The organism is Muribaculum sp. An289 (genome assembly GCF_002159555.1).
GTDB classification, from domain to species: Bacteria; Bacteroidota; Bacteroidia; order Bacteroidales; family UBA932; genus Merdivivens; species Merdivivens faecigallinarum.
The window spans coordinates 79,615-92,756 of record NZ_NFIV01000001.1 but is presented as its reverse complement, the minus strand read 5'-3'; the positions used below and the strand labels follow the sequence as shown (position 1 = coordinate 92,756).

Annotated in this window: 18 protein-coding genes; 16 read left to right on the top strand and 2 right to left on the bottom strand. The window is 44.9% G+C overall.

The annotated features are described in order from the left end of the window. The 16 genes from B5F83_RS00450 to B5F83_RS00380 all read left to right on the top strand — a co-directional run bounded on the left by B5F83_RS00450 (position 1) and on the right by B5F83_RS00380 (position 11,603). A complete protein-coding gene (locus B5F83_RS00450) occupies positions 1 to 267 on the top strand; it encodes a hypothetical protein (protein ID WP_087325163.1) in 267 nt (88 codons plus the stop codon). A 318-nt stretch (positions 268 to 585) separates the two neighbouring features. Next, a complete protein-coding gene (locus B5F83_RS10685; RefSeq protein ID WP_164488559.1) occupies positions 586 to 762 on the top strand; it encodes a hypothetical protein in 177 nt (58 codons plus the stop codon). Between the two features lie 134 nt (positions 763 to 896). Further along, a complete protein-coding gene (locus tag B5F83_RS00445; RefSeq protein ID WP_087325161.1) occupies positions 897 to 1,703 on the top strand; it encodes a ParB/RepB/Spo0J family partition protein in 807 nt (268 codons plus the stop codon). Positions 1,704 to 1,705: 2 nt separating this feature from the next. Further along, positions 1,706 to 2,278: a 3'-5' exonuclease gene (locus B5F83_RS00440; protein ID WP_087207036.1), complete on the top strand. Its 573-nt coding sequence runs from the start codon at positions 1,706 to 1,708 to the stop codon at positions 2,276 to 2,278. Between the two features lie 2 nt (positions 2,279 to 2,280). Beyond that, positions 2,281 to 2,607 (top strand): hypothetical protein, encoded by a 327-nt coding sequence (locus B5F83_RS00435; RefSeq protein ID WP_087207038.1) that lies wholly within the window; start codon positions 2,281 to 2,283, stop codon positions 2,605 to 2,607. 1 nt (position 2,608) lies between these two features. Next, positions 2,609 to 3,001, top strand: a complete 393-nt coding sequence (locus B5F83_RS00430; RefSeq protein WP_087325159.1) for a hypothetical protein — start codon at positions 2,609 to 2,611, stop codon at positions 2,999 to 3,001. Between the two features lie 119 nt (positions 3,002 to 3,120). Beyond that, positions 3,121 to 3,435, top strand: coding sequence for a hypothetical protein (locus tag B5F83_RS00425; protein ID WP_239383786.1), 315 nt, complete (start codon positions 3,121 to 3,123; stop codon positions 3,433 to 3,435). An 80-nt stretch (positions 3,436 to 3,515) separates the two neighbouring features. Beyond that, complete coding sequence (locus B5F83_RS00420) at positions 3,516 to 3,953, top strand: hypothetical protein (protein WP_087207044.1); 438 nt, start codon at positions 3,516 to 3,518, stop codon at positions 3,951 to 3,953. Then, complete coding sequence (locus tag B5F83_RS00415) at positions 3,943 to 5,043, top strand: DUF4417 domain-containing protein (RefSeq protein ID WP_087325157.1); 1,101 nt, start codon at positions 3,943 to 3,945, stop codon at positions 5,041 to 5,043. Before B5F83_RS00420 ends, B5F83_RS00415 begins: the two co-directional genes overlap by 11 nt. 5 nt (positions 5,044 to 5,048) lie before the next feature. Continuing rightward, positions 5,049 to 5,654, top strand: coding sequence for a hypothetical protein (locus tag B5F83_RS00410; protein ID WP_021927472.1), 606 nt, complete (start codon positions 5,049 to 5,051; stop codon positions 5,652 to 5,654). 30 nt (positions 5,655 to 5,684) lie between these two features. Next, on the top strand, positions 5,685 to 5,915 hold the full coding sequence (locus tag B5F83_RS00405) for a hypothetical protein (protein ID WP_087325155.1): 231 nt from the start codon (positions 5,685 to 5,687) through the stop codon (positions 5,913 to 5,915). A 104-nt stretch (positions 5,916 to 6,019) separates the two neighbouring features. Further along, positions 6,020 to 6,400: a hypothetical protein gene (locus tag B5F83_RS00400; protein ID WP_143822422.1), complete on the top strand. Its 381-nt coding sequence runs from the start codon at positions 6,020 to 6,022 to the stop codon at positions 6,398 to 6,400. Positions 6,401 to 6,450: 50 nt separating this feature from the next. Then, complete coding sequence (locus B5F83_RS00395) at positions 6,451 to 6,993, top strand: hypothetical protein (protein ID WP_087207055.1); 543 nt, start codon at positions 6,451 to 6,453, stop codon at positions 6,991 to 6,993. Positions 6,994 to 7,144: 151 nt separating this feature from the next. Continuing rightward, positions 7,145 to 8,413 (top strand): phage terminase large subunit, encoded by a 1,269-nt coding sequence (locus B5F83_RS00390; protein ID WP_239383785.1) that lies wholly within the window; start codon positions 7,145 to 7,147, stop codon positions 8,411 to 8,413. An 11-nt stretch (positions 8,414 to 8,424) separates the two neighbouring features. Continuing rightward, positions 8,425 to 9,849 carry a phage portal protein gene (locus B5F83_RS00385; RefSeq protein ID WP_087325151.1) on the top strand — a complete coding sequence of 475 codons (1,425 nt, stop codon included), beginning with the start codon at positions 8,425 to 8,427 and terminating at the stop codon, positions 9,847 to 9,849. A gap of 182 nt (positions 9,850 to 10,031) precedes the next feature. Next, entirely contained in the window at positions 10,032 to 11,603 is a 1,572-nt protein-coding gene (locus B5F83_RS00380) for a hypothetical protein (RefSeq protein ID WP_239383784.1), read from the top strand. Between the two features lie 334 nt (positions 11,604 to 11,937). Here the strand turns inward: B5F83_RS00380 and B5F83_RS00375 are convergent, their stop codons facing one another. After that, positions 11,938 to 12,810: a phage antirepressor KilAC domain-containing protein gene (locus B5F83_RS00375; RefSeq protein WP_087325149.1), complete on the bottom strand. Its 873-nt coding sequence runs from the start codon at positions 12,808 to 12,810 to the stop codon at positions 11,938 to 11,940. After that, on the bottom strand, positions 12,807 to 13,103 hold the full coding sequence (locus B5F83_RS00370; RefSeq protein WP_087325147.1) for a hypothetical protein: 297 nt from the start codon (positions 13,101 to 13,103) through the stop codon (positions 12,807 to 12,809). The genes B5F83_RS00375 and B5F83_RS00370 overlap by 4 nt, the downstream gene beginning before the upstream one ends. Positions 13,104 to 13,142 lie beyond the last annotated feature (39 nt).

Genomic DNA, 13,142 nt, shown 5'->3' with positions numbered 1-13,142 from the left:
ATGAAGAAGATTTATAAATACAGGATTGAAGTAACGGATGATCAGAATATCGAAATGCCAGTTGGCGCAAAAATTCTGACGGTTCAAACTCAAAATGGTGTTCCTTGCATTTGGGCAATGGTTGATCCTAATGCTGAAAAAGAAAGAGTACATATCAGAGTACATGGTACAGGGCATACAATTCAAGACAGCGACAGGCTGGAATACATAGGTACTTTTCAAATGTACGGTGGTTCGCTTGTGTTTCATACTTTCAAGGTGTACTGATATGGATAAGGAGCGGAAGATTGAGCGGATTAAGGAGCGTGGTTTTAAGGTTGTCACATTGGGCAAACATATCCGTGCTTCAAAGGGGAATGAGGTTTATTCCGGCTCTGTAAGTTATGTTTTTAGAATGATATTCGGTTATTGATATGGATAAGACTTGTGAAAATTGCTCCTATATGAAGCTATTGGAGATTAGAAAAGGCTATAAGGCTTATTGTTGTACGGCTCATTCCTATGTTAAGGGAGGAACACGCTATGAAGATCCGAAAGGTGTAATGCCACACTTCAAATGTAACTGTGGGAAATTCCGTAGCAGATATGAATAGAAATGAAGAGTTGAAAGAAAGTCTGGGCGAAGAGCTATGCGCATATTGCCCGTGGCGTAGAGGTGAAATAGACCATACCCCGGAAATAACGTGTGATGGTATGTTTTGCGATGATGCGCTGGAAGAGTTTCTGGAAGATAACAAAGAATACTTTGATAGCGATGAGTGACGATAGGCATTGTAGCGAATGTAAGCACTTCTGGAGTAATCCGAAAGTAGGTCAGATGTATTGCTGCAAGCTGGCTAAGAGAATAACAGCAAGAAAGAAACCATGTAAGTTTTACCAACAAAACAATAAGTAGAATGAAAAATAATGCAACAAAGAAAACGGATGTGTTCCTGATTGATCCACGAAACATAGTAGTGGAAGATGGCTTCAATGTCCGTAGAGATTTTGATCTGGATGAATTGAAAGAGCAAATCAAGGCGAAAGGGGTGCTGAATCCCTTAACCGTGATCGCTTTCAAGGATGAAAACGGTGATGAGAAATACAGGCTGGTAGATGGTGAACGCAGATTCCGTGCCACTATGATAGCCATTTCAGAGGGTGCGGATATTCCCTTTGTGAAAGCGTTGAAGCGACCGCCAACAATGAGCCGTGAGGATCTGTACATAGAGCAGATGATGAGGAATGAGGGAAAGCGTTTTACTGAATATGAATGCGCTTTGATGTTCCAGCGGTTCAAAGAAGAGTTCGGATATACACAGGTGGAGATAGCGGACAAATTCAAGAAGTCCCCGGCATATATCAGCAAGTGCCTTTCTCTTCTGGATCTTCCAAAGGAGTTGCAAGAGCGGATTATGAGAAATGAGCTATCCATAACAGCGGCAAGGGAGATTGCTTCAAGCTATGAAACGGAATCGGATCAAGTGAAAGCGGCTCAAAATGCTGTTAAGGCGGCAAAGGAACAAGGAAGAGAGACTGCAACCAACAGAGAGGTAACAGCCCACCTGAAAGAATCAAATGAGGCTAAGGCGGTAGCCAATGCCTTGCGTAGTATCTGGGCATATCTGGACGGTGAAAAGATGGTAGATGTGGATCGGCTGATTACGCTTCTGGATAAGGAACAAAGCCTATACCAAGCAATGAAACAATATAAAAAGATGTAAGTATGAAAGTATTATTTTTTGATTTGGAAACTACTGGCACTCTGGTAAATCGGCACGGCATTCACCAGATAAGCGGTATGGTAGTAATTGACGGTGAAGTCCGTGAAAGTTTCAATTTCCATGTACAACCCAATCCGAAAGCCGATATTACACAAGAGGCTCTGGATGTGGCAGGAGTTACAAAGGAGCAAATAATGGCTTACCCACCTATGGGCGAAGTGTACAGGCAGTTTGTGGATATGCTGGCTAAGTATGTGGATAAGTACAACAGGCAGGATAAGTTCTTTCTTGCCGGGTACAACAATGCCTCATTTGATAACCAGTTTCTCCGTGCATGGTTCGTGCAGAATGAAGATAAGTATTTCGGATCGTGGTTCTGGAGCAATTCTATAGATGTGATGGTGCTTGCCACTCCGTATCTTGCCGCCAGACGTGCGGAAATGGAGAATTTCAAGCAGGGGACGGTTGCAAAGTTTCTGGGCATTGATGTAGATTCCAACCGCTTGCATGATGCGCTCTATGATATAGAGATATGCAAGGCGATATTCGATATTGTTTCACCTTACAAAGTCTGATTATGGCAAAGAAGAAAGAAAAAACATTTGATCCGATGCCGGATGATCTTCTGGCACTACAGGATGAGTATATTTCCGTTGATGCTGAAATAACCCGGCTGGAAGAGCGTAAGAAGCAGTTACAGGATCGTATGCTGGAGCTTATGCAAACACACGACCTGAAGAAAGCGGAGAATGAGAGAATACGAATATCCTACATTGCACCGTCCAAGCGTAAGAATTTCGACAAAACCAGATTCCAAGAGGAACACAAGGATATGTATGCTCAATATCTGGTTGATGTGGAAACGAAAGCATCTATAAGAGTATCAATTAAAACCCAAGAATGATATGAAAACTGACGAAACCAAGAAAGCAAGAGTTATCTACCCGGAATACTGGGCGAAACGGAAGAAAAGGCTTAATGCCGGATTCATTAAGATGCTGGAAGAAACGGCACAAAAAGAAGCGGAGTGTTCCGATGAGTACGGAGAATACAAGACGGGTACATTCCTCTACAAGTCCGCTATAGTAAGCGTGAGAAAGGAAAACGACCTCTGGACTTTGCACATGATGAGCGAAGTTCCTATAGGCTTGCCGCTTATCAAGGAAATACGCTACAAGTTTTTGCCGGACAACCTTTTGATGGCGCAACTGTATGCACCAAGAAAGGATGCAAGTGAAATGAAAGGCGTGATATTGTATGAGATTCCCAACAATCAAGAAAACGAAGTAGCGGAATGATTTGTATTGGGATAGATACAGGCGTACATACGGGATTCGCTGTTTGGGACAGCAAGCAGCGATCCCTACTTATGGTGACTTCTTTGCCCATTCATAAGGCAATGGAAAATGTCCGATCCTTGCGTGATGAATATGTGGCTGTAGGCGATAAGGTGTTTGTGAGGGTGGAAGATCCGAGGCAAAGAAACTGGTTCGGCACTGAAAGGATGTCAAGGGAAGAGGAAAGGAAACGGCTGCAAGGTGTTGGATCGGTGAAGCGTGATGCCTCTATCTGGGAAGATTACCTGAAAGATCTGGGAGTTGAGTTTGAAATGGTTGCCCCTAAAAGGAATGTAACCAAGCTCAAACAGGAAACTTTCAAGCGATATACCGGGTGGGGAAAGCAGACAAATGAGCATGGCAGGGATGCGGCTATGCTTGTTTTCGGTTATTAGGCTATTTTTATGCTTAAAAGTGTGTTTAGTAAACACATAAATTCATATCTTTGTATCATTAACCAAGTAAATTGAAAGCTATGCTGATAATTGATGTTCTTATCGTGTTTGCCGTGATAGTTGGCGTTCTGTTTGTGTTGCATAATTGGGGCGGCTACCTTGTAAACAAGTGGATGCCAGCCGACAATATGAAGCAAGGTGATGTGATGTACATTTACCTGAACAACGAATATAACAGGAAAGCGACCATTTCAAAGGTTGAGGAAAACCGTGTCTTTATCTATGACAAACTGCCTTTGCCTTTGTCCTATCGTGGCAAGTTCTATGCCGTTGGCGTAGATGTGTCGGATAACAGCCGTTTCCTATACATGAGGAAGCGTAGATATATCATACCGTGCCGGATTGTAGAGCGTTTCCGCAAATCTATAGGGCTGGATCAGTATCTGGATAATCTGCCAGTGAGTGAGGTTGAGGAAACGGAAGATAACGAGGAAAAGGAGGCAGAGGATGAAGTGTAGCGAGATTACATATCGCCCTTTGTCGGAAATGGTGCTTTTGGAATCCAATCCGAGGACTATCAAGAAAGCCGATATGGATCGGCTTGTGGATAGTATCAAGATTTACGGATTCTGGAAGCACCGACCTATTACGCTATCCGACCGGACGGGCAAACTGGTTGTGATAGCAGGAAACCAGCGTTTGAAAGCGGCTAAGAAATTGAAGCTGAAAGAAGTCCCTACCGTTGTCTATTCGGATCTTACGGAGGATGAGGAAAAGAATATCATTCTCCGGGACAATATCAATAACGGAGAATGGGATTTCAACGCATTGCAAGTGGATGATGTCTGGAAAGATACCGATTTCAGCTTTATAGGTCTGACTATCCCGGAGGATGCAGAGCCTAAGAAGTCAAAGAAGAAAGCGGTTGAAGAGGATGAGCCGGAAGATGAGGCAGCGAGCGATGAGCAAGAGGATGGAAGCGAAGAGGCAAACGACAAAGAGGCTTTCTACCGCTCCATGTTCAAAGATGTTTTGTATGAGAGCGACAACATTTTTGAGATCCCCAACTTGCTTCTGGAAATGCAAGCCGGAAAACTGGAGTTGCCGTTATCTCCGTGGGGTGCTAACAGTAGATTGAGGAAAGATGTAGTAACCTATCATTTCTATGTGGATGATTACAGGTTTGAGGCTCTTTTCAAAGATCCGATAAACTTGCTCACAAGTGGCTGCAAAGCGGTGGTAGAGCCGAATTGTAGCTGCCATGACCAGACACCTATAGCATGGGGATTACAGCTTATCTACAAAAAGCGTTGGTTATCCCGTTACTTCCAAGAATGCGGTATAAGGGTGTATGCTGATTTGAATGTATCTCACAAATTCATAGAGTACAACAAAATGGGGATTCCGAAAGGATATAATGCTTTTGCCACACGAGGGCTGGACGGGTGGATGGAAAGCCTTAAATCGGATCTCCAAGTAGCGCAGGAGATTTCCGGGCTTGAAAAGCCTAACCTACTTGTTTATGGAGGTGGTGAGGAAGTGAAAGCGTTTTGCCGGAAACATGGGCTACTGTATGTAACCGATTTTATAAACGCAAAAAAGAAGTAACGAATATGGGTAGAAATTCAAGCGGAACACGTGGAGGCTTACAGCCGGGCGATGCCACTTTCAAGGGTAAAATATCAAAGCCAGAGCCGTTGGTGAACATGAAAGATCCAGCAGCGTACAAGGCGACAAAAGAAGCTATTTCCAGATACCATGCTGTGATGGGCGTGAGGCAAAGAAGTGTGAAACTGGCAGACTTGCCAGCAGGGACATACGGAGTTCACGTAACAGTAAATGGGAAGTCTGATGGGGTGTATCTTAACAAGGCTCATTTCAACCAGTCAAAAAGTGCTATTGAGGCTTCGCATAGAAAAGGATATGCAAGCGGCTGGAGTACCAAGACAAACAAGCCTATTGCGCACACAGTGACACATGAACTGGCACACGCAACATGGAATCAACACATGACGGGTGCAAAACAAAAGGCGGCAGGAAAGGAGATCAACAAGCTATACACCCAATGGCGTAAGGATAAAAAGAAGTCCGGCTATGGTAAGTATGCCGCAACAAATGTTAGTGAGTTTTGGGCTGAAACGGTGACGAAAGCCATACATGGAAAGTCCGACAAATACACAACAGCGGTTAAGAACATAGCCAAGAAATACAAATTATGAGTAATTTTGTAACGACTAAAGATATTGAAAATGAAAAATATTGTACTAACAGAAAAGGAAATTGAGGTGATCCAACAGCAACTCAACGGAGAAATTGAGGTGCATAGTGCCACCGAAGAGCAGCAACGGGTGCTCATGGGAGTAATTGACAAAGCAAACGATCTTCTGGATGAAGAGGATGCTTACGAGGAACTGGAAGCGCAAGGCAATGACTTGATAGATTGGTATTGGAAGAAGTACCAAGCGCAAGAAAAAGCCTAACATAACCGAATGAAAAGGGAATCGGGTAAACTATATCCGATTTTCTTTTGGCTTTATAGTGTGTTCAATAAACACAGATTGTTATGATTAAAATGAGTTTCAGTATGCAGAAGAATTTTTCTGATGTGGAAATTTCCACGCAAGGCGTAGAAGAAGCCGGAAGCGTTGAAGCCACATTGTACGATAAGATCAAGGAGGTAGTAAGGGAGTTGCCCCTATTCCTTGTTAGTGACAGCCTGAAAGTAGGAGTAGAAAACCATATTGTGACAGATGCGAGCAAAGAGGCTTTCCCGGTACTGACAAAGGGCTACAAGGTAACAACCAGCTTTAGCGGATATGAAACGGTGATGGGTAGTGTAGATACTACCATTGAAGCTATCTATCTGGATAAGGAGGGTAAGGAGTACAGCGAAACGGATTGTTTGGTTGTGGCAAAGACATACGAAGAAGCAGAGAAAAAGAGGAAAGAATTGTTGAATGGCTAACCCGTCTGTGGAATGAGAAAACAACGGGAAAACAACGGAGAAGTTGAGAAATGGCAAGATTTGAAAAGGGTAATTCAAAGGGTAACAGGTTCACGAAAGACAACCAGCCTGAAAACCCCGGCAGGAAGCCAAAGATATTTTCCATACTGAAAAAGAAGTACGGAATAAATCTGGCTTCCAATGGGACATTTACCCAAAGCCAGATTATTGATTTGCTCCAGTCGCTATTGAGTGTGGATATAAGGCAGACAACAGCCCTAAACCTATCGCTCAACAATGACATGAAGAAGATAGCGGAACAAATACGGAATGGCGAAACTCCAGATGCTCTAAGCAAGGATGAAGTGATAAGCCAAGTGTTTGTTGCGCTATCGCAGGCTATCAACAGGGAAACATCAAAGGGGGAAAGCTACACGATCCGTTGGATCATTGAGTATCTGTTTGGGAAAGCCACACAGCCCATTGAGGGCGATGTGAATGCCCAAGTAACGACAACAAACAATGTGGATTTGTCCGCATTGAGTACGGAGGAACTATTGCAATACAATTCCTTACTTGAAAAGATCAGCATGAAGAAAGATGGCAAGAAGTAGCAAGGCGATAACAGTACCTATGGGGCTTGCAGTCAAAATTGAGTTGTTCAAGCGTGGCTGTTTTGACTTCATTGTTTGCCGTGACGGTAAGAGGCACGACAAACAAGCTGATGCTTTGCGCATTCTTACCGATACAGAACACGTTGAAATCTTGTATGGTGGTGCGGCTGGTGGTGCTAAGTCGTGGACTGGTGCGGCATGGCTTATCTTCATGTGCCTTTGCTACCCCGGCACGAAGTGGTTTATAGGACGTGCGGAGTTGAAGCGTATAACCCAATCCACACTGATAACATTCTACCAAGTGTGCGCCCGTTACGGTGTGAATGATACGCTTTATAAGTACAATGCCAACCTTAACTACATTGAGTTCTACAACGGATCACGCATTGACTTTCTGGATTTGCAATACAAGCCGGGTGATCCTCTGTATGAGCGTTACGGATCTATTGAGTTCACGGGCGGTTGGATTGAAGAGGGTGGAGAAGTAAACTTCGGTGCTTATGATACCCTCAAAACCCGTGTGGGGCGTTTCAAGAATGAAGAATACGGGCTAAGGCGCAAACTGTTTATCACTTGCAACCCCAAAAAGAACTGGATGTATGATTTGTTTTACAAGCCTTTCACTACTGGCAAACTTCCAGAATACAAGTATTACATATCGTGCCTTGTGCAAGAGAATCCGTTTATTGATCCTGATTACATAGAGGGATTGAAAACGACCTCTGATAAAGTGAAGTTCGAGCGTCTGTTTAAGGGTAACTGGGAGTATGACGATAACCCAAATTCCCTTTGTTCCCATGATGCTATCATGGCGATATTCGGTAACAGGATCGCCAAGAAAACAGGCACTCACTACCTAACTGGAGATATTGCCCGTTTCGGTGCTGACTATGCGAGGATAGCCGTATGGGACGGATGGAATATCATAGACATAAGGAGTTTTCCCGTAAGCAAGACTACAGACATACAAGCGTACATTATCCGATGCCAGAAGAAGTACCGAATACCAAACTATCGGTGTATCGTGGATGAGGACGGTGTGGGCGGTGGTGTCGTGGATAGTTGCGAGATACAGGGATTTGTGAACAACAGCCGTGCTTTGAAAGATGAGAACTACCAAAACTTGCAAGCGCAATGCGGCTACAAGCTGGCAGAACATATCAACGCTTCCGATGTGGGCATAGATGAGGATCTGGTAAGTCAGGCGGACAAAGAGCAGATAGCGAGGGAACTTGAACAACTGCAAACTTGGAAGCCGGACGATGACGGAAGTTTGAAGCTGAAACCAAAGGAGGCAATCAAGGAGGATTTAGGTTGTTCCCCGGACTGGCGGGATATGATGCTCATGCGATCGTGGTTTGACTACAACGAGTATGAGATACCAGACGATATAGAACGGAGATTAGGTTTAACCGGGTAAATTCAAATAATATGGGATTATTCAATGTACTGACAAACCAAGTGAAAGCGGCTGTTGGCTACCAGCAGAGCTTGACGGAGCTTTTGGATGCAAAGGATGTATCAAGAGCCTTAACGATGATGCACGATCATTCCATTGTCGCTGCCAAGAATCTAAGAGATTACGAGGTAAGCAGCCACAAGATAATGGAAAGAAAGGATCGTGCGGTGTATGATAAGAACGGGAACTTTTTGCGCTGGAGCAAGAGGTGGAAAATACCTATCCCTTACCAGCCGTTTATCAATGAGATCGCATTGGTGTTCCTGTATGGAAGACCTGTAAAATGGGGGCAACTTTCAGAGGGTACGGATGAAGCATTTGAGAATTACAAAAATTTGAATGATGAAGTACACTTCAATGCCCGTGTACGAGAAGCCAAAAGAGCGGCTGGATCGGAGGGAACAGCGGCTATACTATACCATGTGTATAGGGATAAAGAAGATAACCCACGGCTTTTGCTGAATGTGTTATGCAAGAAAAATGGCGATGATATTTACACCGTCAAGGATCAATATAAGCGGCTCACAGCATTTGCATGGGGGTATTATCTTACAGAGGCAGGGAATAGGACTGTTTACCATGTGGATATTTACACAGCCGATACCATATACCGGGCAAAGCGTGGAAATATCGGATGGGAGGTTGCGGTGCTTCAAAACCCTGTTGGTAAAATACCAGTGCTTCTGTTTGAGCAAGAGGTGGAACACGCAGGAGTACAAGCAATGATCGAGCGGTCGGAATCATTGGAAAGCACGGATGCAGATGTGAACGATCGTTTTGCAAACCCGGCTATGGTGGCAACGGCTGAAATCCTCAATTCTTTGCCAAAGTCAGAGGATGAGGCTAAGTTGTTTATCCTCAAAGACGGTGGGAAAATAGAGTATCTTACATGGGATCAAGCCTCACAGAGCAAGGCTAACGAGTATGAGCGTCTGGATAAGCACATTCTTTCCAAGTCGTTCACGCCAAACATTGACTTTGACAACATGAAGAATCTGGGCAACCTTTCCGCAAAGGCTATCCGAAAGGTTATGCTTCTGGCTGTTATCAAGGCAGAGAAACGCAAGGAAACCCACGATGATTACATGAACAGGCACGGAAGTATCATGCTTTCGATCATGGGAAATGTGCTTGACTATAAGAACAAATCCAAGTATGAGGCATTGAAGCTGACACACGAGTTTCAAGAGCCTTTCGGTGATGATGTGAGCGAAATGCTTGCCGATGTCCTGAAACAGTATGGGGCTGGCGCACTCTCTTTGCAGTCCACTCTGGAACTTTCCTACCTTGTGAAGAATGCACAAAAGGAATACGAGCAAATAAGCAAGGAGCAAGCCGAAGCACTGGAGCGACAAATGGCACTAAACAGAACTGATGTATTTGGGGAGGGCGAGTAATGGCAAAGAAACTTAAACGATCCGAATTGAAGTATCATTGTAGGGATTGCAAGCACTCATACGGCTACCATGAATTGAACTGGAAAGGTGAGCCGTTTTTGTGCAAATGCCCATTCCATAAGTATTCAAAGTTTCTGGATAGCGACTGGTGCGAACATTTCCAAAAGAAAGGGTAAAACAGTATGGCGAAGTACATAAACGAAAAGAAGCTACAGCAGGAGTTGTTCAAGCGCACAGAGGGGTATGCTTCCGAAGTGCGTAAGATCTATCTTGATTCACTGGGTAAAATCATTGAGCTTGTGAAAGGCACGGAGCTTGAAGATGGTAAGCCGTTTTCCTTTTCGGAGTATGGCTACAGTGAAGATGTTACGCCCATACTTCGCAATATGTACAGCCAGACTTACCAGACGATCCGAAACAGCGTAGAAAAGGAGTGGCTTTTATCCAATGAAAACAATGATGGTTTGGTTAAAAGTGTGTTTGGCGAACACTCTATAGAGGATAAGCACTTTGCCCGGTTCTTTCTCCGAAACATGGAGGCTATGGATGCTTTCTTTGCCAGAAAGACAAAGGACGGCTTAAACCTATCGCAAAAGGTTTGGAAGTACACAGGGATGTACAAAGAAGAGCTTGAAAAGACTTTGGATCTGGCTATCGGTGAGGGCATACCAGCCAACAGGCTTGCAACCAAGATTAAAGAGTACCTGAACGACCCGGATAGGTGGTACAGGCGTTTCCGTGTGAAGATTGGAGAAGATGAGAACGGAAACCCCATATATGGCAGGAAGTGGAAACGCAGAGTGTACGACACGGCAACTGAATCCTACAAGTGGATAGATGATAACCCGAAGAAATACCACCCCGGAAAGGGTGTTTACCGTTCCTCATATCGTAACGCACAAAGACTTGCCCGGACTGAAACAAACATTGCCTACAGGACTGCCGACTACACACGTTGGGCGCAACTTGATTTTGTGGTAGGCATTGAAATCAAGTTGAGCAACAACCACCCCATACATGACATTTGCGATGATCTGAAAGGCATCTATCCCAAAACTTTCAAATGGACGGGCTGGCATCCTAACTGTAGGTGCTACCAAGTGCCAGTGCTGGCAAAGGATGAGGAAATAGAAAAGATGTTGGATCGGCTTCTGGAGGATGAGAACGCTACACTTGAAAACAGCGAGAATGAGGTTAAGGAAGTGCCACGCCAGTTTACAGAGTGGGTGAAAAACAACGATGAGCGCATAAGGGCTGCAAAAGCCAAAGGCACATTGCCCTACTTCTTGAGGGACAACAAGGAAGTACCCGTAGTGAAGTACAATTCGTATGGGAGCCAGTGGCGGCGTATGTGGTACTACAACACGGGCGGTTTCCTTGTTGCCCACTCCACCCGTTACGAGAACTCCCAAAAGAACAAGAACGAAAAGGCGAAGTATGACAAAGAGGTTGCCATGTGCCGGGTGTTGGCTCAAAAGGGGTATCAGATTGAAATGTTGGAAGAAGTGCCGGGCATCAGTTCCCCCGATATAACCATAGACGGAACAAAGGCGGACTTGAAAAGGCTGTCCAGTGCGAACAATATAGAACGCCATGCCAAAGAAGCGGTAAGGGAACAAGGTGCTGACATCGTGATATTCCAGTTTGACAATGAAACGGAAGCCATTCACACGAAACTCTATAAGCTGAAAAAGATGGGGTACAAGGTTTTGTATTTCTTTACGGGTAGAGAAAATGAAGTGTTCGAGCTATAAAATACGACACCCCGACAAATGCCGGGGTGAAGAGGAGATCCGACTTACACCACTCCTGAAAGAAGCTCCCGAATAACTGGGGTAAGGCTTGCGCCAAACGTGTAAGACAGTTCTGTCCGATAATTGTTTGAAGCCTATCGGCATCAAGGCTTTATGGTATTGCAAAAATAGGCATTTATTTTCGCCTAAGCAAATTCTTGTGGAAATATTCAGTATCTTTGTGACCGACACGGGCATTTACCGTTGCGCCCGTGCATTATTCGCACCACCAGCAGTTGAGCAAAGGCAAGGGAATCGCTTCCCCTGCCTTTCTTCGTCTTATGCCATTGGCAGATTATTCCGCTGGCGGGTTAGTCATGGAGAGTTTCAGTTGCACCACCCGGCGCACGAACATCCGTCCGGCTTCCGTCCATACGGTCGTAAGGAACAACCCCGTGCGCCCATCTTTGCGCTGGTAGGTGTGTTCCCGTGTCTTTACATACCCTTTGGCTTGGTACTTGGCATACAGAAACCACTGGCTGCCGTGCTTGAACATCACCCCGGCATCTTTCAGGAACTTGTGCAAGGCTTGTGCGCTCATGCCAAGTTCCTTTGCTATCTGCGTGGAAGTGAACGTGTCGTAGCTGTCAAGCACGTTTTGCGCATACTCCACCAGCGGGGCTTGTTCACGCATGATTTCATCCTGTCTGTCTTTCAGTTTCAGCAAGCGGCGGTTTTCGGAATGGTAGGCTTTCTTCTGATCTTCCAGCACGGCAATCTGTTTGTTGGCGGCTTTCAACGCCTTGCGCTCCTCTTTCAGTGCCGTAAGAAGCCGTATCGCATTGTCCGGGTCGGCAAGTACGCTGTCTATGGTCTGGGGCGTGGCGGTCACTCCGTACTTCATCAACTCCTTAATCCGGTCGTTGCACCAAATGGCGAATTGCGGACTAAGCCAACGGGCAAACTCCAAAGCTACATCTTCATGAAACCATGTGCCTTGTGCGTTTTTATCGTTTCCACCCTTTATAACTCTCACTAAATCAGCCGAACTTAAATTTCTAAGTTCGGCTAATTCTTTCAAAAATCCTTTGGTGTATTGGTTGTTGAGCCAGAACACGGGTTGTTTCCCGAAAGGTTTAGCCATTTCCGTAGCGTTCACCATAGTAGCCTCTCCTATCTGGAATGTGACGGGGCTACCCTCGTAGATAAATGTCTTTGAATCATTCATACGGCTTCCTCCAGTTTTTGAAATTCTTCGTTGATGAAGAGGTAGCCCAACATGGGTGAGAGGTCGTTGTGGATGAGCATTTGCAGCCTGTCTTCGGCTTCCGTAAATTCACGGTCAAATTCTCCGTCCATAGAAAGGTACTCCGCAAGCTCATTCAGTTTGCATTGGAGTTCCACAGCCTTGCGCAACACTTCTTTCAAGCGTTCACGGTTTGCCTTGTAGTCCGTTTGGTGGACTGTCCCTGTCTGGTTGCTACTATTGTTCACTTCCAGACTTCTTTCAGGTTTGCACATAACTTATAAAGTCTGTTAGTGGGAAAATGAAAAACGGCT